Below are 25741 nucleotides of genomic sequence, written 5' to 3' on the forward strand. Positions count from 1 at the left end.
AACCGGGGTGTCAGCGCCAACATCTCTGTCTCTTGAGCGTTGTATTAGCCAATACAGGGAATAATAACAATCCGCTACCTGCCGGGCTTAGCGAGTGCGATCTGGAGTCAATACAACATGCATGATTTAGTAGGTCTGACCAAATCTCAGATAATCGATCTGATCAGCGAAAAGCTTTCTGCTCAGGTGAGCAAGAGCTTGCAAGCGTCGATGCAACTGTTCACCCAAAAGTTTTTTGGCGTTGCTGCGCCAGAAGAGTTACAAAACCGTTCGCTGGAATATCTCTGCTCTTCAGCGCTGTCATACTGGCAGCTGATGCAGGATTATAAAGGTCCTGCTCCTGATGTGAGGGTGTTCAACCCCGATCATGAGCAGCATGGCTGGCACTCCAAACATACGGTGATTCAGGTTCACAACGTTGATGTTCCCTTTCTGGTTGACTCCGTCAGGATGGAACTGAATCGCCGTGAATTGGCGATAATTGGGATTAATAACTGTGTACTGGCCTGCGAGCGTACTCAAACCCATAAGCTGAAAAAACTCACGCCCGCCCGTGAACGGGATGAAAACTCACAGGTTGAGTCACTGATCTACCTTGAGATAGAGCGTCACTCTGATCAGGCGACTCTCGATGGAATACGTGACAGCCTGTTAAAAGTGCTCGGTGATGTGAAAGCGGTTGTTGACGATTTTGTGCCGATTAAAGAGAAGGCGCTGGGTCTGAAAGAGGAACTGCGCCTGCGCGATGCGAATAACCCGGAGATCAAAGAGAGCCGCAAGTTGCTTGACTGGCTGTTGGATGAGAACTTCATTTTCCAGGGTTATGAAGAGGTCGTGGTTCGTCAGGATCAGGGTAAGGTATTCTCCGACACGGTTGAGGGTACGCAACTGGGTACCCAACGCCATACCCCGAAGAGTAAAGAACTGAGCCATCTGGAGCAGCAGTTTGTGCTGGCTGAAAAGCTGGTGATGTTCAGCAAGGATGTCGGGCGTTCGACAGTGCATCGTCCTGTTTATCGCGATCTGATCATTATCAAACGGTTTGATGAGCAGGGGCGAGTTTCTGGCGAGTGTCGTTTCTACGGGCTGTATACGTCATCAGTATTCATCACTAATCCGCTGCGAATTCCGGTGGTGCGTCTGAAACTGATCACCATTCTTTCTGAGTGCGGTTTTGAACCCGGTGGGCACAGCCATAAAGCATTGGTGCAGATTCTCACCGATATGCCCCGTGAAGAGCTGATTCTGGCAAAAACCAGCGACCTGAAACAGACCAGCTTCGGCATCTTTAATATGCAGGAACGTCGACGCGCCTGTCTGTTTGTGCGTCAGGATACCAGTAAGCGGTTTTATTCCTGCCTGTATTATATTCCCCGTGACCTGTACACCACCAAATTGCGTAACTCGGTACTAAACCTGCTGTACAAAGGTTTACACGGGCGGGACTATGAAGCCAATTCACAGATCTCTGAATCGGTTTTGTCACGCACCCATTTTGTTATCTACGGGGATCCGGATCATCAGGTTGAGGTGGATCTTGCTGCGATTGAGGCCCGGATACTGGAGATCTCCCGGTCATGGGATGACGATCTGAACGTTAATCTGATCGAAACCTATGGGGAAGAGAAGGGTAGTCGTTTTGTTAACCGCTTCAGCGGTGGTTTCAGTTCCGCCTATAAAGAGAACTTTTCAACCGGCAACGGTGTGTATGACCTGCAGCATATCTCTTATCTGCAGTCGCCGGATGCCATCGCCATGAGTTTTTATCGCTCATTTGAAGAGTCGGACGGGGTTCTGAAATTTAAACTGTTTAGTGTTGATCGTCCGCTGGTCTTGTCAGAAGTTATCCCGCTGTTGGAAAATCTGGGGCTTAAGGTGCTCAGTGAGCACCCTTATGTTGTTACCGACCGGGATGCTAAACAGTATTGGATCAGTGATTTCCGGGTGAGCTATGGTCAGCAGACCGTGGTTGAGCTGGATAAAGTGAAAGTTATTCTGCAGGAAGCGTTTGCTAAAGTCTGGGATGGTCAGGCTGACAGCGATGAGTTTAACCGTCTGGTTATTTCCGGCGGACTTAACTGGCGTGAAGTAGCTATGCTGCGTGCGTTTGCCCGTTATATTAAACAGCTACGCTTCGGCTTTTCTCAGCCGTTTATGGCCGATGTTCTGGCGCGTAACGTTGATATCACCCGTCAGCTGGTCGAGCTGTTCCGCTGTCGGTTCCAGCCGGGCAAGCAGGAGGCTGGGCAGGAAGAGGCGATTGAACAGAGTATTCTCAGCGCCCTGGATGGGGTAAATAGTCTCGATGATGACAAGATACTGAGACGCTTTATGGTGGTAATTAAATCCACCCTGCGAACCAACTTCTATCAGCAGAAAGAGGGTGCCGATAAAGCCTACTTCTCATTTAAGATCGATTCGCAGTCGATCCCCGATATCCCACAACCAAAACCGAAGTTTGAAGTGTTTATCTATTCGCCGCGGATTGAGGGTGTGCACCTTCGTGTCGGTAAAGTCGCCCGCGGTGGCCTGCGCTGGTCTGACCGGATGGAGGATTATCGCACCGAAGTACTGGGCCTGGTGAAAGCACAGCAGGTGAAAAACTCCGTTATCGTGCCAATGGGCGCGAAGGGGTGCTTTATCTGTAAGCGGATGCCGGACACGACAGACCGCGAAGTGATTCAGGCGGAGGGTATCGAGTGTTATAAAACCTATATTCGCGGCCTGTTGGATATCACCGATAACCTGGTGGCCGGTGAGGTGGTTCATCCTGAATCGGTGGTGCGCCACGATGGGGATGATCCGTACCTGGTGGTTGCTGCAGATAAGGGCACCGCGACCTTCTCTGATATCGCTAACTCGATCTCTGAAGAGTATGGCTTCTGGCTTGGCGATGCGTTCGCTTCCGGGGGAAGTCAGGGTTATGACCATAAAGGGATGGGGATTACCGCCCGGGGTGCCTGGGAATCCGTTAAGCTTCACTTCCGTGAAAAGGGGATCAACACACAGGAAGAGCCGTTTACGGTTGTCGGTATCGGTGATATGGCGGGTGACGTGTTTGGTAACGGCATGTTGCTGTCCGAGACCATCAGTCTGGTGGCCGCGTTTAACCATATGCATATCTTTATCGACCCAAATCCCGAGGTCGCCAGCGCATTTGCTGAGCGTAAACGGATGTTTGCGCTGCCCCGTTCCAGCTGGGCAGATTACAACAGTAAACTGATCAGTCAGGGCGGTGGTATTTTTAACCGCTCAGCTAAATGGATCGATATCTCGCCGCAGATGAAAGCGCGTTTTGATATCGCCGCAGACCGTCTGGCACCCACTGATCTGATTAATGCGCTGCTCAAGGCCCCGGTTGATATGCTCTGGAACGGTGGCATCGGAACCTATGTGAAAGCAACCCAGGAGACCCATGCCGATGTGGGTGATAAAGCCAATGATGGTCTGCGGGTGAATGGCTGTGAGCTGCGATGCAAAGTGCTGGGTGAGGGCGGTAACCTCGGTTTCACGCAGTTGGGCCGGATTGAGTTTGCTCTGAATGGTGGCTCGTCCAACACCGACTTTATCGATAATGCCGGTGGTGTGGACTGTTCTGACCATGAGGTTAATATCAAGATCCTGCTGAACGAACTGGTCAGTCAGGGTGATATGACCATGAAACAGCGTAATCAGCTGTTACGTGAGATGACCGATGATGTTGCTGAGCTGGTGCTGAAAAACAACTATCGTCAGGCCGAGGCGCTGAATATCGCTGAAGCGTTCTCTCAGGAATCCCTTGATGACTATATCCGTCTGATCAAGAGTCTCGAGCGTGAAGGTAAACTGAACCCGGAACTTGAATTCCTGCCAACCGAAAAGCAGCTGCTACAGCGTCGTGAGAAGGGGCTGGGGCTGACCCGGCCTGAGTTGTCAGTGCTGATCTGTTATGCCCGGATTGAGCTGAAGCAGGCGCTGATTAACTCCTGGATAACTGAGGACAAAGGCTTTGCCAGAGAGATGGAAACTGCTTTCCCCGCTCGTCTGCTGAAAAAGTTTCCTGAGGCGTTGCATAACCACCGTCTGCACCGGGAGATTACCGCCACGCAGATTGCTAATGATCTGGTTAACCGGATGGGGATCACCTTTGTGAATAACCTCAGTTCGGCGATCGGTGTCAGTTATGATCAGATCGCTGCGGCGTATATGGTTGCCCGTGAAATATTTGGTATTGAGGCGCAGTGGCAGCAGATAGAGTCGCTGGACAATAAGGTGCCTGCTGAATTGCAGGTGGCGATGATGAGGGATCTCATTCAGCTGCTTGCCCGGGGTACTCAGTGGCTGCTAAGGCATCATCGTGATGGTCTGGATATGCAGAACTGTCTGAACGTGTATAAGCCAGCTATTGATCAGGTTGTGGTGTCTGATGAGCAGATTCACAAAGTGATTCCGGCTGATCGGTTGACTGAAAAATATGATCGCTATACGGCCGCAGGGGTTCCGGGGCAGCTATCAGCGTTTTGTGCCGCCAGTGAAAATATATACTGGTTGCTGGATGTGATCGATGTTGCCCGCGAAACCAACGAAGATGTTGAGCAGGTCGCAATGACTTACTTTGGTGTAGGTACCAGCCTCAACCTGATCTGGCTGGATCAGCAGATTCGCCAGTTTATAGCGGTGAATCACTGGCAGGCTCTGGCGAAAAATAGCTATCGGATCGAGCTGGATAATCAGCATCGGGCGTTGACGCTGAAGGTGTTGCAGTCCGGAGAGCCCGGTAGCAGCGTTGAGCAGCGACTGGAGCGTTGGCAGGAGGCCCGGGCGGTGCATCTGGCGCGCTGGCATTACACCTTGCGGGATATCCAGAATACCAAGCTGGTCGATTGCTCTATCTTCTCTGTTGCGCTGAGTGTGCTGCTTGAATTGAGTTGATAGAAGGCACTAATTGTAAGTGCTTATATTAAGTGCTTATATTAAGCGCTTATAGAAAGCATCAACATAAAGCGGGTCTGACGAATGTCAGTCCCGCTTTTTTTTTGGGTAAAAGGTCTGTTTTCCTATATTTTGTCTTGTAATGAATTTAAATGTCTAAATTATTTATATTAAATAATCTTATTTGCTTTTTTTGGAATTTAAAGAGGGAAATAGTCTTTTCATTGTTCTGTAAGCTATGTCGCTTGCGTGTTTGTTTATGGGTGCACTTTGTGCCGGATTACAGACTCATTGTCTCAGAGAGTCACTCAGTAATGAAAGGAGTTGGCATCGGCGTACTCATAGATGTTGAGCTGCGCTGTATCTGTGGCAGATAAAAATACCGGTAGCAATACTGGCTATAACAATAAGTGAATCTAGAGATGATCGACTGTCAGCGGCAGGCCGATTGTCAGCAGATTCCAGAATCGATGGAGTTTTACGAATGATAATAACACTGACATTTGTTATCTATCTGGTGTTGATGTTAGCGATAGGACTGGTTGCTTACCGCCGTACACAGGATCTTTCGGATTATGTTCTCGGGGGGCGAAATCTTGGTGCATTTCCCAGTGCGCTGAGTGCCGGAGCTTCCGACATGAGTGGCTGGTTGTTGATGGGCCTGCCCGGCTACGCGATGACTGCTGGCTATGGTTCGTTCTGGCTGGCGGGTGGATTGCTGGTGGGAACCTGGCTGAACTGGCTGGTGGTTGCTCAGCGACTGCGGGTTTACTCTGCTCAGGCGAGTGACTCACTGACACTGCCTGCATTTTTTGAGAATCGTTTTAACGATAAAACCCATAGTCTGAGAGTTGTGTCTGCGTTCTTTGTTCTGGTTTTCTTCCTTTTCTACACCAGTTCCGGCCTGGTTGCCGGTGGTAAACTGTTCGAGACTGTGTTCGGCTTTGATTATACCCTTGCGGTATTGATTGGTGCTGTGGCGGTTATCTCCTATACGCTGTTTGGTGGTTATCTGGCGGTGTGCTGGACCGATGTTGTGCAGGGCCTGCTGATGGTTGGCGCGCTGCTGTTAGTGCCGCTGATCGCTATCGGTGAGCTGGGGGGGATGAGTCAGACGCTGGCGGCCGTAAATGCCAAGAATCCAGAGTTGCTGAATATGTTTACTGAGGCGGATGGCAGTACGATTACCCTGATAGGGACTCTGTCTTTGCTGGGCTGGGGGCTGGGTTACTTCGGCCAACCGCATATTCTGGCGCGTTTTAAAGGTATTTCCAGTAAAGATGCGGTGCCTTCGGCTCGCCGTATCGCTGTTATCTGGTCGGCATTTTCAATGGCGGGGGCTTGTCTGATTGGTCTGGCGGCTATCGGTTACCTGCCAGAGGGGCTTGGCGATAACGAAACGGTCTTCATGGTGCTGGTTGATGCGCTTTTCCATCCGGTTATTGCCGGTATTCTGCTGGCGGCTATTCTGGCTGCGGTGATGAGTACCGCTGATTCCCAGTTGCTGGTGTCCTCATCCGCCCTGGCTGAAGATTTCTACAAAGCGCTGTTTAACAAAGAAGCTTCTCAGGAAAAGTTGGTGCAGGTTGGCCGGTTTGCGGTTATTGCTATCGCAGTTATCGCGACCTTCTTTGCGCTGGATAAAGATTCTAAGGTGCTCAGCCTGGTGTCGTACGCCTGGGCAGGTTTTGGTGCTGCCTTTGGCCCGGCTCTGATTTTATCTCTCTACTGGAAACGGATGAACACCGCGGGTGCGCTGGCGGGCATTATCGTCGGTGGTGTGACGGTGGTGATCTGGAAGCAGTTAAGCGGTGGATGGTTTGATCTGTATGAGATTATTCCCGGGGTTGTTTTTGCGTTTATCGCCATTGTTGTGGCAACTCTGGCAACGCCAGCACCGGCGCGTTCGGTGACGGAACAGTTTGAAACTGTCGAAGCTGAAATAAGAAGCTAAACTTACTCTATGCATCATAAAAGCCCCTATGGGGCTTTTTTTGTATTAGTCGCGCCCTTTTTTAGTGCATCTAATAAGTCGTTATGTCTAATATTTGCAGATAAAATTTAATATAGTTTTGTTTTTTGTTTGAATATTGTTCTATTTCATTAATAATTTTTAATCTATAGTGAAAATGACTATATGCGACTGTTTAGAATGAGGTACATAAATCGTTATTGCAATAAAAACGGGTAACTCAACAAACAGCAGAACCAGAATAAAGCTGTTTAAAGCAGATTTTTTAAAGGTGGAACTATGACAAAAACAACTGACCAGTGCCGTACCGAAATACGAGAGCACTACCTTGCGAATGAGACCCGGGTTATCCGTGGTCTGATGGCAAATGCACGTATGACCGTAGACGATCGTCAACAGATCTCTGCGAATGCAGCGCAACTGGTAACTTCAGTTCGTAATGACAGTTCGCCTTCAATGATGGAAAAGTTTCTCGGTGAGTACGGTCTGACCACTAAAGAGGGTGTTGCCCTGATGTGTCTGGCTGAAGCACTGCTGCGTGTGCCTGATGCAATGACGATTGATGCTCTGATCGAAGATAAAGTAGCGTCCGGTAACTGGGGCGGGCATCTGGGTAAATCTAAATCCTCTCTGGTGAACTCCTCTACCTGGGCGTTGTTGCTTACCGGAAAACTGATTGCGCCAACCGAAGATAAGGGTGTAACACAGACATTGCGTGGCATGGTTAAGCGTCTGGGCGAGCCTGTTGTGCGCACCGCCGTGGGTCAGGCGATGAAAGAACTGGGTCGTCAGTTCGTCCTCGGCCGTACGATTGAGGAAGCGACTAAGAATGCCCGTAAACTGGAAAAACAGGGTTATTCCTACTCTTACGATATGCTCGGTGAAGCGGCCCGTACCGATGCTGATGCGCTGCGTTATCATCAGGCTTACAGTGTTGCGATTGGTAAGCTGACACCCGCGTGTATTCATTCTGATATCCGTATGAATCCGGGTATCTCGGTAAAACTGTCTGCACTGCATGCCCGCTACGAGTTTGGTCAGAAAGAGCGGGTGATGAAAGAGTTGGTTCAGCGGACTACCGCTTTGGCGCTGCAGGCCAAACAGGCCAACATGGGTTTTAATATTGATGCGGAAGAGCAGGATCGTCTGGATCTGTCTCTGGATGTCATCGAAGCGGTTTTGTCCGATGAAGCGCTGGCGGGCTGGGACGGCTTTGGTATCGTGGTGCAGGCGTTTGGCCCGCGCGCATCCTTTGTACTGGACTGGCTCTATGCCCTGGCGACCCGACTGGATCGTAAAATTATGGTGCGTCTGGTAAAAGGTGCCTATTGGGATGCTGAGATCAAGCGTTCTCAGGAGATGGGGCTGGAAGGCTTTCCGGTGTTCACCCGCAAGGTGAACTCTGATGTGTCTTATCTGTGCTGCGCTGAGAAGCTGTTGGCGATGACCGACCGTATCTACCCACAGTTTGCCACCCATAACGCCCATTCAGTGTCAGGTATTTTGCATCTGGCACGAGATATTGATAACAAACAGTTTGAGTTTCAGCGTCTGCATGGCATGGGTGAGTCTCTGCACGATACCGTGTTGAAAAGTGAAGGCACCCGTTGTCGCATTTACGCGCCCGTTGGCGCTCACCGTGATCTGCTGGCGTATCTTGTGCGTCGTCTGCTGGAAAACGGTGCTAACAGCTCCTTCGTTAACCAGATCGTTGATACCCGGATTAAACCGGAAGATATCGCCCGTGACCCATTAGCGGCAGTTGAAGCGATGGGAGACAATATCAGCAGTACTGCCATCGCACGTCCGGTTAATCTGTTTGGTGAAAAGCGTAAAAATGCTAAGGGCTGGGATATTACCGATCCGGTGCAGATCGCTGAACTTGAAGCGCAGCAAGCTGCGTTTACTAAAGCTCAGTGGACCGCCGCGCCAATGGTCGCCGGTGGTTCGCAGAGCAGTCAAGCCGTTGAGGTCCACAACCCTGCTATACCAGGAGATTGTGTCGGTCAGGTGGTCACTGCATCGCCTGAGGACATTGAAACGGCAATTGTTGCTGCACAACAGGGTTACCGCAGCTGGTCACAGAAAAGCGCGGCTGAGCGGGCAGCGACGCTGCGCACGTTTGCCGATCTGCTGGAACAGCATGCGCCGGAGTTGTTTACACTGGCCACCCGTGAAGCGGGTAAAACCCTGCGTGATGCGGTGGGTGAAGTACGTGAAGCGGTGGATTTTGCCCGCTTCTATGCCAATGAAGCCGAGCGTAATGAGTCTGCCGGGGAAGCGCGCGGCGTTATAACCTGTATCTCTCCGTGGAACTTCCCTCTGGCAATCTTCTCCGGCCAGGTTCTGGCTGCCATCGCAGCTGGTAATGCGGTGCTGGCTAAACCGGCAGATCAAACGCCTCTGATCGCTGCCCGTGCGGTTGAACTGATGCATGCAGCGGATATTCCTGCTGATGTGATCCAGTTGTTGCCGGGTAGTGGTGTGGCAGTGGGTGCGCCGCTGACCTCTGATAGCCGTGTCGCCGGTGTCTGCTTTACCGGATCGACGCTGACTGCTCAGCGGATCAACCGGGTAATGGCTGAAAATATGGCGCCTGATGCGCCGCTGGTGGCTGAAACCGGTGGTATGAATGCGATGATTGTTGACTCTACTGCGCTGCCTGAGCAGGTGGTGCGTGATGTTCTGGCATCCTCATTCCAGAGTGCCGGTCAGCGCTGTTCTGCTCTGCGGGTTCTCTATCTGCAAAAAGATATTGCCGAAAACCTGTTGGAGATGTTGTTCGGGGCGATGGATGAGTTACGTTTGGGTAACCCTGCACTGCTGAGCACCGATGTTGGGCCGGTTATTGATGAGGCGGCAAAAGCCAAGATTGAAGCGCATTGTGCCAAGTATGAGGCGAAAGGCCTTGTATTAAAGTCTCTGGTGGCCCCTGAAGAGGGACTATTTGTTGCGCCTACCGTGATTAAACTGGACAGCATTGCTGAACTGGAAGAGGAGATCTTCGGGCCGGTTCTGCATGTGGTCACCTTCGAAGCGGGTAATATTAACAAAGTTGTTGATGCCATCAATGCTACCGGTTATGGCCTGACCTTTGGTTTGCATACCCGGGTTGATACGCGGGTTGCTCAGATCTGTAACCGGATCAAAGTGGGTAATATCTATGTTAACCGCAACCAGATCGGTGCGATTGTCGGCTCCCAGCCATTTGGTGGTGAAGGCTTGTCGGGTACCGGTCCTAAAGCGGGTGGTCCTGAGTATGTGAAACGCTTTATGCAGCTTGAGTCCAGTCAGTCAGTTGCGTCTGATCTGATTGCCGCTGTTGGAAGCAACGCGCTGCAACAGGCGATTGATGGTCTGAATAGCAGTAAATGGGCAATCGATAACGGCAAGATTGAAAAGCTGAAAAAGCTGTTTACTACAACTGACATTGACTTCTCTACGTTGCAGCATGATGCACAGCCAATGCCCGGTCCAACCGGTGAGTTGAACCTGCTTTCCACCCATGCTCGCGGTACCGTTCTCTGTCTGGGACCCGATCTGACAACAGCAATGCGTCATGCCGTGTTGGCTCTGTCTCAGGGTAATGCTGTGGTTGTGGTGGCGCCCGGTGCTGAAGCTGAGTGTCAGGCCGCGATTGCTGAAGGTCTGCCGCTTAAGGCGATCAGTGGACTGTTGCAGGCGGACGCGTTGACTAAGGCTACTGGTTTTGCTGCGGTGGCAAGTTGTGCTGAGCAGGCTATTTTACAGGCCTATCGGGTTGCTCTGGCGTCTCGTGAAGGAGTTTTGTTGCCGCTGATTACTGAGCGCAGTGCGTCGGAACGCTTCACTCTCGAACGTCACCTCTGTATCGATACGACGGCTGCCGGTGGTAATGCCAGTCTGATCGCTGCATCAGAGTAATTTCACCCATCGAGAGTCGTCCTCAGGAGAGGTAACTTGGCGGAGAATGCTGAGTTACCTTTTTCTCACAGTGCTTCTCTCACAGTGCTTCTCTCACAATACCTTATCTCACAATCTTTCCTCCGCGGGATTGTTTGTCAGTCGGAATAGTGTGTTTCTATCACCGGCATTTTCAGACCCTCCACCCGGAGGGTTTTTTTTATCTTTTATTTGTGAGTAAATGCCTTAAAGACCGTGATTGACTAGGCTAGAGTGTTATCCGTTTTACCCTTATCTAATACGACTGAATTAGCAAAGATGTTTAGCGAATGTTACTGGTATGGTGATGCTGATTAAGCAATACTATTGCTTATATCTGGGTAGTGCGTATTCGAAATATGCGGGTTGTACAACAAGGAGTCAGTTGTGAGTGTAATCAAAGGGTCGACCAGTGATTTTCTGCATAATAATGTCAAAGTGTTTCGCTCCCGGGTGTCAAAAACCGCCTGGCAGGGAATATTCATTGCTGTCATCGCATTGATTGTAGCGACGCTTACGGTGGCCTATATAGAGCATGGCGATATTAGTACTGCCAGTTTGATTGACGTGCAGAAAACTAATTTTGCGCTTTGGGTTTTAGATATAGTGCCCTTTATTTTCGCCTTCTGGGGGCAGTACTCCAGCACCGTTCTCGCCTATGAAGCCAGCGCCATGGTGATGGACCAGACCCAGGCGTTGCGTGATAAAGCGGATACCTTTGAAAAACAGGCCCGCCATAGTATTACCCACGATCTGCTCACCGATATGCCCAACAAAGAGCTGTTCTATGACCGGGTCGAGCAACAGATCGTTTCACCCCGCGGGAAAAGTATGTTTTCCGTGTTAATGATTGAAGTTGCTAACTATAAAGAGATTAGTGACACTCTGGGGCGTAATAGCAGCGATAGTCTGATCAAGCAGGTCGCGGTGCGGCTGGAAAGCGCATTCCCCTCTCCCTATACCATCGCCCGGCTGGAAAATAATACGTTCAGTATGCTAATCAGTGATAACCTCGCGGACAAAGCGGTGCTAGAGCTGGCTGAAAGTGTTCACCGGGTACTGCATGATGTTTTCTATGTTGAGCAGGTAAAACTGACCGCTCAGGCTAATATTGGCATTGTCCACTTCCCGCAGCACGGTACTGATGTTGATACTCTGGTGCAGCGTGCCGGTATTGCGCTCTATATGGCGCAGAACTCTAATAAAGGCTGTGCGGTCTATGATTCATCTTTTGATGCTCGCAGTCCGAAACAGTTAACGCTGATGAGCGAGCTTCATCACGCGATTGAAAATCGGGAACTGGAGCTCTTTTATCAACCTAAAATTCGGGTGGCAGACGGTACTTTAAGCGGAGTGGAAGCGTTAGTGCGTTGGAACCATCCGAAACATGGTCTGCTCTATCCGGATCAGTTTATCCCTTTAATGGAGCGAAGCCGGTTGATCCAGGGATTAACGCTTTGGGTGATTCAGGAGGGCTTTACCCAGTGCGCACAGTGGCACGAGCAGGGGTTAGATATTATTGTATCGATCAATCTGTCTGCGAAAGATCTGAATAATCCTGAACTACCGGATCTTATCTCCGGCATAAAAGGGGCGACGGGTATCAATCCCAAATGGATAACGCTGGAGATAACTGAGAGCTCGATTATGACTGACCCCGATGCGGCAATGCAGGTTATTAATCGTATCCATGATATGGGTTTTCAGTTCTCCATCGATGACTATGGTACCGGCTATTCGTCACTCTCCTATCTGAAACGCTTGCCTCTGAAAGAACTTAAAATCGACCGTTCGTTTGTGTCTGATCTTTTACAGGATGAAAGTGATGCTGTGATTGTAAATGCGACCATTAATCTGGCCCATAACCTCGGACTTGAAGTGACAGCAGAGGGTGTTGAAGACCCGCAAACCCTCGAGTTGCTTAAGCAAGAGGGCTGTGATCTGGCGCAGGGGTTTCTGTTGGGTAAGCCGATGCCGGAAGCGGAGTTTACCCAATGGTGTCGTGAGCGCAACCCATGATCATCTGGGTTGTCTGAAAGGGCTTAACCGACAATATCCAGCTCCCGCTGTTTAAACTTTACTCCACGCTGTTCTGCCAATTCTCTGCAGGCGTTAATATCAACGCCTTCCAGCCCGTTAATTGCACTGGCACTGACATCGCTAATATATTCAGGCGCCAGCGCCACAAATTCCAGCATCGCAGTATATGAATCCTTGAGTGCGGGTTGACAGTGACGCTGATAGACCGCTTCATTTTGCGCGTTAAGCGAGATCGACAGCGCGTCAATGCATTCGCTCAGTTCGGGTAAAATATTGCGTTTATTTACCAGATTTCCTAAGCCGTCTGTATTCAGTCGGGTTTTACCCCCGTTATCTTTTATCCAGTGGGCAATTTCCAGGAGCGGTTTCAGCCGTAGCGTGGGCTCGCCGTAACCACAGAAAACAACGCAGTCGTAGCGGCTGGGATCACCGATCAGATCGATAATCTGTTGCGCCGGAGGCCTGACTTCAAGGGCAAGATCATAGCCTTTCACCTCAGTGCTGCCATTATGCTTGGGACAAAACTGGCAGGCCAGGGTGCAGCGGTCGGTTAGATTGATATAGAGATTGTTTTCGATCTGATAGACCAGAGTTTCATCGGCCGGCGTCGCCTTCAACTGATGCGGCTGGTTGGGCTTTATCTGCTCAGCAGCCGGGTTCTCAGGTGAGTCTTGTTCTGATGAGCTCTGTTCTGATGAGCTTTGTTCAGCTAAGCCGTGTTCAGAAGAGCAGTGTTCAGAAGAACGCTTCAAAGAATGCATGAATTGATCCGCAATAAATTAGGCTGTTGAGAATAACACAACTGACCTTATCAGAGCTGATGAGGGTCAAGTTGCCAGCATTCAGTAGCATATTCATCAATTATTCACTTTCATATCAGATACTCCGCATATATGATTAAACATATATATGGTTTTGGTTATATTTATTATGAGCCCTGTTAGCCTTTTTAAATGTCTTGCCGATGAAACCCGGCTTAAATCCGTACTGCTTATCAAGCAGCAAAAAGAGTTGTGCGTCTGTGAGCTGATAACCGCTCTGGACCTGAGTCAGCCTAAAGTCTCCCGTCATCTGGCGCAGCTGAAAAAAATGGGTCTGCTGACCGATCGACGCCAGGGACAGTGGGTTTTTTACCGCATAAATCCTGATCTTCCAGCTTGGTGCAGGAATGTGCTTTGGGAAACCTCAGTCACAAATAGTGACTATCTGGAAGCCGAAAAACAGCGATTAAAACAGATGGGCGACCGCCCGGGCCGTAGTCAAAAATTCTGCTAAGCAGAAGGGGGCATCATGTTTGAGATATTTACCCGGTTAGCCGACTGGCTGATCTACGATCTCGCTGGCCTGTCAGCAGATACAAAAATGGGTCAGGCGCTGCATTTTTTTGTCGAGGATACGACGAAAATCTTCGTGCTTCTGGTGGTGATGATCTACCTGATTGCGTTGATCCGGGCCTCTCTGAATGTTGAGCGGGTACGGGACTTTCTGGCAGGAAAACATCGCGGCGCGGGTTATCTGATGGGCGCCAGCTTTGGCGCGGTCACACCCTTTTGTTCCTGTTCCAGTATTCCGGTTTTTCTGGGGTTTACCTCGGCGGGTATTCCGGTGGGGATCACCATGGCTTTTCTGCTCACATCGCCGCTGATCAACGAAGTCGCCGTGTTGTTGCTATTAAGTCTGCTGGGGTGGAAATTTACCGTTGTCTATATTCTCGTAGGCATGGCTGTGGGGATTGCCGGAGGCTTTTTTCTCGATGCAATCAAGGCTGAGCGCTGGTTGCAGTCATTTGCGGCAAAGGCTCTGGAACGGGGCAAACAGAATGGCCCGGTGGGTCCTGCTGCCGCTGAGAGCATGTCGATGGCTGAACGGCACCAGTTCGCCCGGGGTGAAACGCTGGAGATCTTTGGCCGGGTATGGAAGTGGGTGATTATCGGTGTAGGTCTGGGGGCTGCGTTGCATGGCTTTGTCCCGGATGGCTGGATAGAGGCGAACCTGGGGGATGGTCAGTGGTGGACAGTGCCCGCCGCGGTGCTGATGGGCATTCCGTTGTATTCAAATGCGACCGGAGTGATTCCGGTGATGGAGAGCCTGATCAACAATGGCTTGCCGGTAGGGACCACCCTGGCATTCTGTATGAGTACAGTGGCAGCCAGTTTTCCAGAATTTATATTGCTGAAACAGGTGATGCAGTGGCGTTTACTGGCAATTCTGTTTGCCATGCTGTTGTTCGCATTTACCCTGATCGGCTGGATCTTTAATTTTCTTTTTCCGGTTCTGTAATTTAAACAGAGCCTGATGAAAACCAAGGAGCATGTGATGAAAACCATCAAAGTGTTGGGCAGTGGTTGTACTAAGTGCAGCAAAACCGCAGAGCTGATAGAAAAGCTGGCGGCGGAGCTGGGAGTTGACGCGACTGTTGTGAAAGAGACTGATGTTCAGGTGATTATGGGTTATGGCGTCATGCGCACACCGGCCGTGGTGATCGATGAAGAGTTGGTACATAGCGGCGGAATTCCGACTCAGACTGAAGTTACCGGCTGGCTGCAACAGTAAATATTCAGCTATAGAACATTTAACTGACTATATCAGGTCATTGATAAGGGGCTTATACAGGTGGCAATCAAAGTAGGTATTAACGGCTTTGGCCGAATGGGACGACTGGCGTTGCGGGCAGCCTGGGGGTGGCCGGAACTTGAATTTGTGCAGATCAATGATCCAGCGGGCGATGCCGCGACGCTGGCGCACCTGCTGAACTTCGACTCCGTCCACGGTATCTGGACGTTTGCAGCTAAGTCTGAAGGTGATCGGATAGTGATCGGGGACCGGTCGATACTCTGTACTCGAAACAGAGCGATTGAAGACACTGACTGGTCCGGTTGCGATATCGTCATTGAGGCCTCCGGGGCGATGAAAAGCAAAGCAAAGTTACAGCCCTATCTGGACCAGGGGGTTAAGCGGGTGGTCGTTACCGCGCCGGTGAAAGAGGAGGGGGTGCTGAACATCGTTATGGGGGTTAACCATCACCTCTATGATAAAGCGATCCATCCCATTGTCACCGCCGCATCCTGCACCACCAACTGTCTGGCGCCAGCCGTAAAGGTGATCCACGAAGCGCTGGGTATAAAGCATGGCTCGATGACCACGATTCACGATATTACCAATACTCAGACTATTCTCGATGCGCCCCATAAAGATTTGCGCCGGGCACGGGCCTGTGGCAGTAGCCTTATTCCGACAACCACCGGTTCAGCAACGGCGATTACCCATATTTTCCCCGAACTGAAAGGTAAGCTGAACGGTCATGCGATACGGGTGCCGCTGGCCAACGCCTCAATCACTGACTGTGTTTTTGAGTTGCAGCGCGCTACCACCGTCGACGAAGTTAACCGGTTATTGAAACAGGCGGCAGAGACAGAGTTGCAGGGGATTCTTGGCTATGAGGAACGCCCGCTGGTGTCGGTTGATTATAAAACCGACCCCCGTTCCTGTATCGTCGATGCCCTGTCGACGATGGTGGTCAATGATACCCAGCTGAAGCTCTACCTCTGGTATGACAATGAGTGGGGCTATGCTAACCGTACCGTTGAACTGGTGCGGATGGTCGCAGCACAGGAATAGGATTATCACGTGATATCAATCCTACGACAACTGACGCCAGCGTTGCGTCAGTACCTGATTGTCACCGGAAACTACTGGGCTTTTACCCTGACGGATGGCGCGCTGCGGATGCTGGTGGTACTGCATTTTTATCAGCTCGGTTACAGCCCTTTAGAGATCGCCCTGCTGTTTCTGTTTTACGAGTTCTTCGGTGTTGTCACCAATCTTTTTGGTGGCTGGCTGGGGGCGCGTATCGGCCTGAACCGAACGATGAATATCGGTCTGGGGATGCAGGTGGTGGCGCTGGGATTGCTATTAGTCCCCTCCGCGATGCTCACCGTGCCCTGGGTGATGCTGGCGCAGGCGTTGTCCGGTATCGCCAAAGATCTGAATAAAATGAGTGCCAAAAGCTCGGTTAAACAGCTGGTTCCAGCCAATGCCGAAGGCACTCTGTATCAGTGGATCGCTATCCTGACAGGCTCAAAGAATGCCCTCAAAGGCGCTGGTTTTTTCCTCGGTGGTGCATTGCTGACGTTATTGGGTTTTCAGGGGGCGGTGCTGGCGATGGCGGTTGCACTCGGGTTTGTCTGGTTGCTAAGTCTGGTCTTGTTAAAAGAGGATCTGGGCAAGGCGAAGAACAAGCCAAAATTCAGTCAGACCTTTTCTAAAAGCGCAGCGGTTAACTATCTCTCTGCGGCGCGGATGTTTCTGTTTGGCGCACGGGATGTCTGGTTTGTGGTGGCATTGCCGGTCTATCTGGCCAGCACTCTTGGCTGGGATCACTGGTCAGTGGGGGGCTTTCTGGCGCTCTGGGTGATCGGCTATGGCATGATTCAGTCAGTCGCACCTTATCTGACCGGTAAGCGTTCCGGACGGTTGCCGGGTGGTCGCGAGGCGTTTTGGTGGGCCCTGGGGTTGATGTTGCTACCTGTGCTGATCGCGCTGTCACTGACAACTAACATCTATCCTCAGTTTACTCTGCTGGCCGGATTGTTGCTGTTTGGCGCTGTCTTTGCTATCAACTCATCGCTGCACAGCTACCTGATCGTCAGCTATGCCCGGGAAGATGGCGCCTCACTGGATGTCGGCTTTTACTATATGGCGAATGCGATGGGGAGGCTGATCGGTACTGTGTTGTCCGGTTATCTGTTTCAGGTCGCCGGATTAACCGCCTGCCTTTGGGTCTCAGCGCTGTTTCTGGCGATTGCAGCGGGCGTCTCACTTTTATTGCCTGCAAGGACTGAATAACGGTGCTGATGCATTTGTCAGCACCTGTGTTCTCTGTTTTTGCTAACGCTTGTTACAGCTTAATTTTATCGAGTTTTTTGGGCCGGGATATAGACTTCATGTAGGGTTTGATTTTGTTCACGTGCATCAGCGTTTTTAGCAACATGAAATTTTCTTTGAGTACACGCATAAACATATCCAGCCCGGAAACAGTATAAGGCGTTTTTGTCATCTCCTCGTCGTTCCATTTGATTTGGATAAAGACAGGGGTATATCTGTTAAACAGTGCAACTATGCCCCGGACAAACTTAAAACGGTGATTGCTCAGGTAATTGTGTAATACATATCGCTCAAGATCACGTTTTAGCTCAACCGATGAAACAGTGGTTTTTCGTTTAGTAAACAGCCAGTTAATATTGATGTTCTCTTTATCGCAGGCAATAACTTTATGAAACCAAACGGGGGGGATATAAACCATATCACCTTCATTGAGAAAAAACTGTGTATGCCGCTTTCCTTCCAGAACATCTTCTTTTTTACCGTCCATGATTGCGAAAGTGGTATAAGGGTAACAATCAAGCGGGGTATCTGGTGATATGAGAAACCACTCCTTTTTACCTTTAACCTGGACATTAAAAACGTTAGTGAAGTTCGCGTCATAGTGCCAGCTGGAGACATTGTACATTTTATGAATCCAGATGCGGGTATGCAGTTTCCTTGGGAACATAGCCGGGGAGTCCAGACACTGATTTACAAAATCGGGAGTCGTAAAATCCTCAGGGAGCACGTCTCGCTCGCCCCAATACCATAGGGACGCTGTGGAAACTGTTGGAGCCTGAGCAAGTTGTTTTAAAAGATATTCTTCACTCCAGCGCTCTCGTGCTGGCCAGTCATTGCCAACACCTTCAATAATGACCGGTATTTCAGGGGTTAAATATTTCTCTGAGAACTCTTCAAAAGAGATATCTGACGATTCACGCGCAATGTCAAAAAAACCACTATTCTGAATTGGCAGAGACTGCATAAACGGGCCTGGTCGTTATGGGATATGTGACCGTTAATATGCCCTATAGAGCGTGTTTAATCCATCGTCCTGTAGCTAAAAACTGCGTGAGCAGTCCCGTATTTATTTCAACGTTTAAGACCGGCCCTCTGTTACCCCCTTTTAAGTACCTCTTCATGACAATTGAGGCTTCTGTCGACCTCTCATAATATTCTTAACAGGAATTTTATTTGCAGATCATGATGCTAACCGTACCTTATGAGGAGGGCTCAGATGCAGACAGAACAATTGAATGGGGTTGTCAGTAAACCGGCGTATTCGTCAGTTGAACTGAACCCAAAATCGAGATTTCATCTTTTCATCGCCGAGCAAAACGTAACGGCGGAGATGCAGTCAATTTATGATGAGTGCAGTTCGGACAAAAAGATCGCTGTCTATAACGATGCCAGTGATACCCAACTGATCGAATCACTGGCGCTGTTCCCGCTGGCTGGTACTCTCTATCTGGCCGGAACGGAACCCTTTATCTGGCGGGTCGCCAGTCATGCGCGACAGGCTGGCATGTGTCCTGAGCAGATTCGCATGATGACGCCTGTTAGTCGCGAACGCCATCTATTTTGCTGTCACTGCTATACGGTAACGGAGGGCGTGACCTACTCGCCCTATGTTTGCGATGGCTGTGGTCTCAGCCTTGAGGTAACCGATCATTTTGCCCGGCTTCACAGTGCTTATTTTGGCTATCAGGTGAATGCGGAAGACAGTGCCGATATGCCCGCAAAAAGGGAGGTTAGCTGATGAGTGTTATCGATCAGATGTCCGTAGTGGTGACTGCAGTTAAGCAGGTAGCGCCGATGATCAAAGAGTTTACGCTTGAACCGTTGGAGGGTCAGCTGACGCCATTCTCGCCCGGGGCGCATGTGGTTGTGACGATGGCAGGTACTGAATCGACCTATCGCAACGCGTATTCGCTGATGAGTGATCCTCAGGATAACAGCCAGTATCGCATTGCGGTGCGGCTGCAGGAAACGTCCCGCGGCGGCTCTGTTTATATGCATCAACAGGTTGAAGTTGGTACTCAGCTGAAAATCTCCCCGCCGTCGAACCTGTTTGCGCCGCAGTGGATGGCGAAGAAGCATGTTCTGTTTGCCGGTGGTGTCGGTATTACGCCGTTTCTTTCGTATTTGCCAGCGCTACAGCGGCAGCAGGTGCCATTTGAGCTCCATTACATGTATCGCAGTCAGCAGACCGGGGCATACCGTATTGAGCTGACGGAATCGTTAGCCGACCGTTGTCATTGCTATGACGCCGATCAGGGCAACCGTTGTGATGTCAGCGCAGTAATGTCAGCGCAGCCCTTGGGGACTCATTTCTATATATGCGGCCCTGAATCACTGATTGAAGCGGTACAGACAACCGCGGATGAGATGGGCATTCCCCCCAGCGCTATCCACTGGGAAGCGTTCGCCGGGGCGAAGCCTGGGCAGCCCTTTGTTGTTGAACTGAGCGGACGCGGGGTTGAGCTTGACGTTGCCGCCGACAGTAGCCTGCTTGAGGCGCTTGAAGCGGCGGATATTAAAATACCGAATCTGTGTCGTGCCGGTGTCTGTGGCCAGTGTGTCTGCGATGTTGCCGGCGGGGAGGTAGAGCATCGGGACAGCTATCTCAGTGACACTGAGAAACAGTCTGGTCGGGTGATAATGCCCTGTGTTTCAAGGGCTGCAGGTGAACGTCTGGTTTTAGATATTTAGGAGAGCAGAGCAATGCGTGTAGCACCGAAAGAGATTCAGAGTTTTCGTGACGACTTTACCTACAGTAACAGTACTAAAGCTATTGAGCGCTTTCCCTTCCCATTTGTGGATGATGAATACCGTTACTCGGTTAATATGGAACCCCATCTGCCCAAGGGCGGAGAGGGTTCAGCCTACGACAAGTTTCTCGACATTGATGAACATTACCTGTCAGAGATGGCTGAGCGTGAGTTAGTCTTAAAAGAGATGCCACACCGTTGTCTGGCGATGGAGCATATGGATCTGGCCTGCTGGGATATGGTTGAACGGCTGATGGTCTCTCTGTCAGAGGATTATCCGGACTACTTCAGTCTCACTCGCGAGGGCGATCTGTGGCGCTGGGAAAATAAACTGTTAAACATTAACGACCAGTTTACCTTCGGAGACAGTAGCTCTCTGCCGCTGCCTCCATTGGATTATATTGGCCGTCAGGTGCAGGGAGATTTTGCACTGCTGGATCAGCGTGATGGCGATCTGTTTCTGGATGCCGGCATGGTCACTTGTCCAGCGGACTGGTCACTGGCTTTTGATGCGGGTATGAGCTTCAGGGAGTGGCACGGCCCGGTACCGATGGCGCATAGCGAAGGGATCTTTGATCGGGCGCTGAAGTATCTGATAGCGATCCCTGTGGGTAAACCGGTGCGTCGCCTTAACTGGACGCTCACTGTGAATGCACGGATGGATACTTCGCCAGAAAAATATCATGAGTGGGGCCATGAACGGACCTCCGTTACCCCGGATAATGTGGGCGAAAAGGTCTACCTGCGTGTGGAAGTCCAGGTGCTGGACCGTATGCCCCGCAGTAATGCGATGATGTTTAGCATTCGTACCTATCTGTTGAGCCTGGAAGATCTGGTCACCAATAAAACATGGGCTGTGCGCATGCATCGGGCGTTGAAAACCCTGCCGGAACCACTGATCAACTACAAAGGGTTAACCCGTTTTCACGGCACTGTGGTGGATTATCTGTCTCAATTTGATCCGGTGAGCTGATCTCTTACTGCGCCGGGCCGCGTTGTCCGGCGTTTGTTAGTACGGCAAATATTGTTATTGGGGTGTAAAAAATGGGCTGGGTCTACCTTTGTATCGCCGGTGTGCTGGAATGCGTCTGGGCGATTGGGCTGAAGTACAGTGATGGCTTTACCCGCTTATGGCCCACGGTCATTAGTATTACCCTGATTGTCATCAGTTTGGGGTTGTTGTCACTGGCTATGCGTACCATTCCGGTAGGCACTGCCTATGCCGTCTGGAGTGGTATAGGCGCCGCTATGCTGGCTACCTACGGGATTATGTTTCTCGATGAATCAGGCAGCCTGATCAGGATTAGCTGCATCTTTATGATTATCGCTGGTGGCATCGGGCTTAAAGTGTTTGCCTGAGTGCGTTCATATAACGTTTTCTGTCTGAGGACCAGGAATGACACGTGTCAAGATACTGCAACATGCCGAGGGTGAGTGGATCGGCTCGATGTATGACTGGTTTACCGATGCTTCCCGACATCGCCATTTCAACCTGAGTACGGTGCGTCTGGATCATGGAGAGGCGCTGCCCGTAGCGGACTCATTCGATTGGCTGCTGGTCATGGGTGGGCCTATGAGCGTGAATGATGAGTCTGTCTATCCCTGGTTAATAGAAGAGAAACAGCTGATTCGCCAGGTGATTAACAGTGGAAAAACCGTTCTGGGAATCTGTCTGGGCGGCCAGTTGATTGCGGCGGCTTGCGGTGCTGAAATTTACCGCAACACTACATCAGAGATCGGTTGGTTTCCGATTATCCGCACCGACCCAGAGGTGAACTGGCTACCTGAAAAGGCTGAACTGCTAAGCTGGCACGGTGACTGCTTTAAGCTCCCGGAAGGTGCACGTTCGTTTGCGACTAGCGCGATCACTCCGTTTCAGGGCTTTAGTCTTGGGGATAGAGTCTGGGCGTTGCAGTTTCATCTGGAGGTTAAGTCGGGAACTGTTGATGCGTTTCTGGCATGTGAAACTGAAGGTTTACCTGACGGTGAATATGTTCAGAGTGAAGCGCAGTTGCGGGATGATGCAGGATTTCTGTCGCAGAGCCAGGTCGCGATGCATCGTCTGCTTGATCAGCTGATGGTTTAATCTGCTGAAGGTTTGATTTGCAGATGGTTTAAGCAACTAATAGCGCTATATGCGTCATCATGGGTGAATTTCTGTCGTATCTGTAGTTAGATAAGGGATCAATCGTTACCCGAGATGTCGATGAATATAACCCTGGCCACCGAAAAAGATATTCCTGAGCTCTGTCGTCTGTTGGGCTATCTGTTTGCGCAGGAGGCTGAGTTTCAGCCCGATATTGCGGCCCAGCAGCGTGGCCTTAAAACCATTATTGAATCCCCCCAAACAGGCGCCATTCTGGTGAGTCGTAACGGAGATCATATCGTTGGTATGGTCAGTCTGCTCTACAGCGTATCCACTGCGCTGGGGGGGCGAGTCTGCATGCTTGAAGATATGGTGATCGCACCTGATCAGCGAGGTTCTAACCGCGGCACAGAGCTGCTGGAAGGTGCGATCACCTATGCCCGTGAACAGGGCGTGATGCGTATTACTCTGCTGACCGACCAGGATAATGAAGCGGCCCAGCGCTTCTATCAGCGACAGGGTTTTACCCACTCCCCGATGCTGGCGATGCGACGATTCATCGCTTAGCCTTCGCCTGTATTTCGCCGCGACCCTGAGTTTTCTGTCTGTTCTATTTAGCGTTAAAAATGCACCGTTTTTCAGCTGCACTGATCTGGGACATAGGGGCAAATATGATCGTTATCCTGCTGTGTTTTGGTTCGTTTTTACAGGGTTTTCGGAACTCTTTAAGGCGGGGTTTTAAAATGGCTATCGACGTGTCCCGTTCAGCCTTAATTCTTTCTATACAAATTTATCAGCGATGCTCCCGATTCGATGAAGAACTGTTTTTGTGATAGCACTCTATACTAGGCTTTAATGCAGCTTTTATTTAGTTAATAAATATAAAAAGCTATTAACTATCAATAGTTTACTCTTGATGTTGCATCTATGTGACGCGAGCGTTCTTAGGTCTGCCAGCCGGCAGCTTACACCATACTGACCTGTCAGCCAGACTACCCCACGAACAATGAACGTCTGATCTCTGTAGTTCCCACACTCTGGTTCCATTTTGCACAACTATTTTCCATTTATAGAGAGGGGTGGCATAACAATTGCTTTTCCTGAGGGGAAATATTATTTCCTATTGGTTGTTTTTTTATAAATAGATTACGGGAGCGCAATATGGCTAATTCATGGCGTTATTCTGCATTGGCAGAGAGGCATCGGGCACTGGGTTCAAAGTTAGAAGACTGGAACGGTATGGGAACCCCCTGGAGCTACGATAGCGATTTATCGTTGGCTCATGAGGCGATTCGAACCAAAGCCGGTCTGATGGATGTATCAGGATTAAAGAAGGTACATTTTGTTGGTCCACACGCAGAAAGCTTACTGGAATACGCCTGTACCCGTGATATATCCAAGCTTTATCCGGGTAAGTCGGTGTACGCGACCATCCTGAATGAGTCCGGTAAGTTTGTTGATGACTGTGTCATCTATCGTACCGGCCCGAACGCGTTTATGGTGGTATTTGGCGCGGGTATCGGTTACGAAATGCTGGTCCGCTCTTCTCAGGGGCGTCAGGTGTCTGTGCTCTTTGATGACGATCTGCACGACCTCTCTCTACAGGGGCCCAACGCTGTTGATTTTCTTTCAGAACATGTTCCGGGGATTCGTGATCTGCCTTATTTTCACCATATGCAGACGCGTCTGTTTGACCGTCCGGTGATGATCTCCCGAACCGGTTATACCGGTGAAAGAGGCTATGAAATCTTCTGTAAGGCTGCTGATGCTATGGCCATCTGGGACACCATTCTCGAAAAGGGAACCGCTTACGGCATTATTCCATGCGCCTTTACGGCACTGGATATGCTGCGGGTTGAAAGCTATCTGCTGTTTTACCCTTACGACAATTCCGAGATGTATCCGTTTGCAGATGAAGCGGCGGGCGATACGCTGTGGGAATTGGGTCTGGACTTTACGGTTTCTAAAGATAAGACAGACTTCCGCGGTGCAACTGAGCATTTCAGGTTGAAAGATCAGCCACGATTCAAAATCTTCGGCGCTCTGCTGGAAGGTGATGAAGCCGCTCAAGAAGGTGATACCGTATGGGCTGACGGCAAACAGGTTGGCGTGATTACCTGTGCCATGTATTCGCGCTTAACTGAAAAATCAATGGCGCTGGTGCGCTTTGATACCGACTACGCAGTGCAGGGTACGCCGCTTGAAGTGAAAGGCAGTCTTAATGTAGCAGCGCTTGCTCACTCATTACCTTTTGATGATCCTGAAAAGAAAAAGCGCACCGCTAAAGGGTAATACCTCCGTGTCTCTTTGTTTAAGGGAGACGGTTAATCGGTCTCGTGCGCAAATCTGCAGAACAGAAGCGCTCTGATGTGTGTCGAAGCAGGCCAGGCGTCATGTTCTGCAAATGGAGTTTGCGAGCGATTGAACTTTCAATGATGAATTTATAATTTGCTAAACCAAAAGAGCCCATCCGGGCTTTTCTGGTTTATAAGGCGTGATATGAATAGTGACTTCTGTGCAGGTGTCAGGATTACCCTGACGATGAGATGAATCAAAGGAACTGCATTCAGAGTGACTGCATTCATTGCGATGAGTGGGTTCGCTACCCGGGACAAGTGAAGTTGCAATTATTGAAGTTGCAATCATTGAAGCTGGAATCGTTATGCGCAGAGAGTAAACAGATTGAAAGGGGCTGAGATTGAAGGGGGGCTGAGACTCACACACTACAAAGCAGCGTATTAACGCTGCTTTAAAAAAGATTAAAAATAACGCGAGTGTTACTTCAACTTAATCGCAAAGTGCTTAAACACTGGCTTAATAATCTCCCAGGTGCCGGTAAAACCTGCTTCAACCATAAACGCATCACCTGGATTCAGGGTAACTGGCTCTTCACCATCCTGGGTGATGATCACTTCGCCTTCGATCAGGTGGATAAACTCCCAGCTGGCGTAGGTGGCGCGGTAGGTGCCGGGTGTGGCTGCCCAACAACCGGTGATCATAGACTCATCCGGGCTGGTGTACTCGATCCAGGTGGTCATGGTGGGGTTGCCGTCGATCTTTTCCCAGCCTTCCAGATCATCGGTGATCGGTGCAACGGTTTTGTCGATAATTTTTGTGACCAGATTCATGATCTATTTCCTATTGCGTTTTTAATTGACAGATAAAAGGCCGGTGAGT

19 protein-coding genes are annotated in these 25741 nt (G+C 50.2%); 16 read left to right on the top strand and 3 right to left on the bottom strand.

The window, feature by feature from the left end:
* Positions 1–117 precede the first annotated feature (117 nt).
* The 4 genes from Q0499_RS21765 (at position 118) to Q0499_RS21780 (ending at position 12823) form a co-directional block, all read left to right on the top strand.
* Entirely contained in the window at positions 118–4911 is a 4794-nt protein-coding gene (locus Q0499_RS21765) for an NAD-glutamate dehydrogenase (RefSeq protein WP_299204455.1), read from the top strand.
* A gap of 484 nt (positions 4912–5395) precedes the next feature.
* Positions 5396–6865, top strand: coding sequence for a sodium/proline symporter PutP (putP, locus tag Q0499_RS21770; protein ID WP_299204458.1), 1470 nt, complete (start codon positions 5396–5398; stop codon positions 6863–6865).
* A 297-nt stretch (positions 6866–7162) separates the two neighbouring features.
* Positions 7163–10786, top strand: a complete 3624-nt coding sequence (gene putA, locus Q0499_RS21775; protein WP_299204461.1) for a bifunctional proline dehydrogenase/L-glutamate gamma-semialdehyde dehydrogenase PutA — start codon at positions 7163–7165, stop codon at positions 10784–10786.
* Positions 10787–11191: 405 nt separating this feature from the next.
* Positions 11192–12823: a GGDEF domain-containing phosphodiesterase gene (locus tag Q0499_RS21780; RefSeq protein WP_299204464.1), complete on the top strand. Its 1632-nt coding sequence runs from the start codon at positions 11192–11194 to the stop codon at positions 12821–12823.
* Between the two features lie 23 nt (positions 12824–12846).
* Here the strand turns inward: Q0499_RS21780 and Q0499_RS21785 are convergent, their stop codons facing one another.
* On the bottom strand, positions 12847–13605 hold the full coding sequence (locus Q0499_RS21785) for a TatD family nuclease-associated radical SAM protein (RefSeq protein WP_299204467.1): 759 nt from the start codon (positions 13603–13605) through the stop codon (positions 12847–12849).
* A 169-nt stretch (positions 13606–13774) separates the two neighbouring features.
* On the opposite strand from Q0499_RS21785, the gene Q0499_RS21790 reads away from it, so the two are divergent.
* The 5 genes from Q0499_RS21790 to arsJ are packed head-to-tail and all read left to right on the top strand — an operon-like array spanning position 13775 to position 17689.
* On the top strand, positions 13775–14119 hold the full coding sequence (locus tag Q0499_RS21790) for a metalloregulator ArsR/SmtB family transcription factor (protein WP_299204470.1): 345 nt from the start codon (positions 13775–13777) through the stop codon (positions 14117–14119).
* A gap of 15 nt (positions 14120–14134) precedes the next feature.
* A complete protein-coding gene (locus Q0499_RS21795; protein WP_299204473.1) occupies positions 14135–15124 on the top strand; it encodes a permease in 990 nt (329 codons plus the stop codon).
* Positions 15125–15160: 36 nt separating this feature from the next.
* Positions 15161–15397, top strand: coding sequence for a thioredoxin family protein (locus tag Q0499_RS21800; protein WP_299204476.1), 237 nt, complete (start codon positions 15161–15163; stop codon positions 15395–15397).
* Between the two features lie 60 nt (positions 15398–15457).
* On the top strand, positions 15458–16462 hold the full coding sequence (locus Q0499_RS21805) for an ArsJ-associated glyceraldehyde-3-phosphate dehydrogenase (protein WP_299204479.1): 1005 nt from the start codon (positions 15458–15460) through the stop codon (positions 16460–16462).
* A 12-nt stretch (positions 16463–16474) separates the two neighbouring features.
* A complete protein-coding gene (arsJ, locus tag Q0499_RS21810) occupies positions 16475–17689 on the top strand; it encodes an organoarsenical effux MFS transporter ArsJ (RefSeq protein WP_299204734.1) in 1215 nt (404 codons plus the stop codon).
* Positions 17690–17741: 52 nt separating this feature from the next.
* On the opposite strand, the gene Q0499_RS21815 is transcribed toward arsJ, so the two are convergent.
* Positions 17742–18692 (bottom strand): cupin-like domain-containing protein, encoded by a 951-nt coding sequence (locus tag Q0499_RS21815; RefSeq protein ID WP_299204482.1) that lies wholly within the window; start codon positions 18690–18692, stop codon positions 17742–17744.
* Between the two features lie 252 nt (positions 18693–18944).
* Between Q0499_RS21815 and Q0499_RS21820 the strand changes: the two genes are divergently transcribed.
* The 7 genes from Q0499_RS21820 to Q0499_RS21850 all read left to right on the top strand — a co-directional run bounded on the left by Q0499_RS21820 (position 18945) and on the right by Q0499_RS21850 (position 24856).
* Positions 18945–19466, top strand: a complete 522-nt coding sequence (locus Q0499_RS21820; protein WP_299204485.1) for a dimethylamine monooxygenase subunit DmmA family protein — start codon at positions 18945–18947, stop codon at positions 19464–19466.
* Positions 19466–20419, top strand: a complete 954-nt coding sequence (locus Q0499_RS21825; protein WP_299204488.1) for a PDR/VanB family oxidoreductase — start codon at positions 19466–19468, stop codon at positions 20417–20419. Before Q0499_RS21820 ends, Q0499_RS21825 begins: the two co-directional genes overlap by 1 nt.
* Before the next feature lie 12 nt (positions 20420–20431).
* Positions 20432–21451, top strand: coding sequence for a DUF3445 domain-containing protein (locus Q0499_RS21830; protein WP_299204492.1), 1020 nt, complete (start codon positions 20432–20434; stop codon positions 21449–21451).
* A 71-nt stretch (positions 21452–21522) separates the two neighbouring features.
* Entirely contained in the window at positions 21523–21837 is a 315-nt protein-coding gene (locus tag Q0499_RS21835; RefSeq protein WP_299204496.1) for a multidrug efflux SMR transporter, read from the top strand.
* 37 nt (positions 21838–21874) lie between these two features.
* Positions 21875–22564, top strand: coding sequence for a type 1 glutamine amidotransferase (locus Q0499_RS21840; RefSeq protein WP_299204499.1), 690 nt, complete (start codon positions 21875–21877; stop codon positions 22562–22564).
* Between the two features lie 120 nt (positions 22565–22684).
* A complete protein-coding gene (locus Q0499_RS21845; RefSeq protein ID WP_299204502.1) occupies positions 22685–23131 on the top strand; it encodes a GNAT family N-acetyltransferase in 447 nt (148 codons plus the stop codon).
* 594 nt (positions 23132–23725) lie between these two features.
* A complete protein-coding gene (locus tag Q0499_RS21850) occupies positions 23726–24856 on the top strand; it encodes an aminomethyltransferase family protein (RefSeq protein ID WP_299204505.1) in 1131 nt (376 codons plus the stop codon).
* Between the two features lie 485 nt (positions 24857–25341).
* Here the strand turns inward: Q0499_RS21850 and Q0499_RS21855 are convergent, their stop codons facing one another.
* Positions 25342–25692: a cupin domain-containing protein gene (locus Q0499_RS21855; protein ID WP_299204508.1), complete on the bottom strand. Its 351-nt coding sequence runs from the start codon at positions 25690–25692 to the stop codon at positions 25342–25344.
* Between the last annotated feature and the right edge of the window lie 49 nt (positions 25693–25741).

Source organism: uncultured Amphritea sp., assembly GCF_937127095.1.
Classification (GTDB): Bacteria; Pseudomonadota; Gammaproteobacteria; order Pseudomonadales; family Balneatricaceae; genus Amphritea.

Coding starts and splice junctions, on each gene's coding strand:
- Q0499_RS21765 (WP_299204455.1), top strand. CDS start 118: ATGCATGATTTAGTAGGTCTGACCAAATCTCAGATAATCGATCTGATC.
- putP (WP_299204458.1), top strand. CDS start 5,396: ATGATAATAACACTGACATTTGTTATCTATCTGGTGTTGATGTTAGCG.
- putA (WP_299204461.1), top strand. CDS start 7,163: ATGACAAAAACAACTGACCAGTGCCGTACCGAAATACGAGAGCACTAC.
- Q0499_RS21785 (WP_299204467.1), bottom strand. CDS start 13,605: ATGCATTCTTTGAAGCGTTCTTCTGAACACTGCTCTTCTGAACACGGC.
- Q0499_RS21790 (WP_299204470.1), top strand. CDS start 13,775: ATGAGCCCTGTTAGCCTTTTTAAATGTCTTGCCGATGAAACCCGGCTT.
- Q0499_RS21795 (WP_299204473.1), top strand. CDS start 14,135: ATGTTTGAGATATTTACCCGGTTAGCCGACTGGCTGATCTACGATCTC.
- Q0499_RS21800 (WP_299204476.1), top strand. CDS start 15,161: ATGAAAACCATCAAAGTGTTGGGCAGTGGTTGTACTAAGTGCAGCAAA.
- Q0499_RS21815 (WP_299204482.1), bottom strand. CDS start 18,692: ATGCAGTCTCTGCCAATTCAGAATAGTGGTTTTTTTGACATTGCGCGT.
- Q0499_RS21820 (WP_299204485.1), top strand. CDS start 18,945: ATGCAGACAGAACAATTGAATGGGGTTGTCAGTAAACCGGCGTATTCG.
- Q0499_RS21825 (WP_299204488.1), top strand. CDS start 19,466: ATGAGTGTTATCGATCAGATGTCCGTAGTGGTGACTGCAGTTAAGCAG.
- Q0499_RS21830 (WP_299204492.1), top strand. CDS start 20,432: ATGCGTGTAGCACCGAAAGAGATTCAGAGTTTTCGTGACGACTTTACC.
- Q0499_RS21835 (WP_299204496.1), top strand. CDS start 21,523: ATGGGCTGGGTCTACCTTTGTATCGCCGGTGTGCTGGAATGCGTCTGG.
- Q0499_RS21840 (WP_299204499.1), top strand. CDS start 21,875: ATGACACGTGTCAAGATACTGCAACATGCCGAGGGTGAGTGGATCGGC.
- Q0499_RS21845 (WP_299204502.1), top strand. CDS start 22,685: ATGAATATAACCCTGGCCACCGAAAAAGATATTCCTGAGCTCTGTCGT.
- Q0499_RS21850 (WP_299204505.1), top strand. CDS start 23,726: ATGGCTAATTCATGGCGTTATTCTGCATTGGCAGAGAGGCATCGGGCA.
- Q0499_RS21855 (WP_299204508.1), bottom strand. CDS start 25,692: ATGAATCTGGTCACAAAAATTATCGACAAAACCGTTGCACCGATCACC.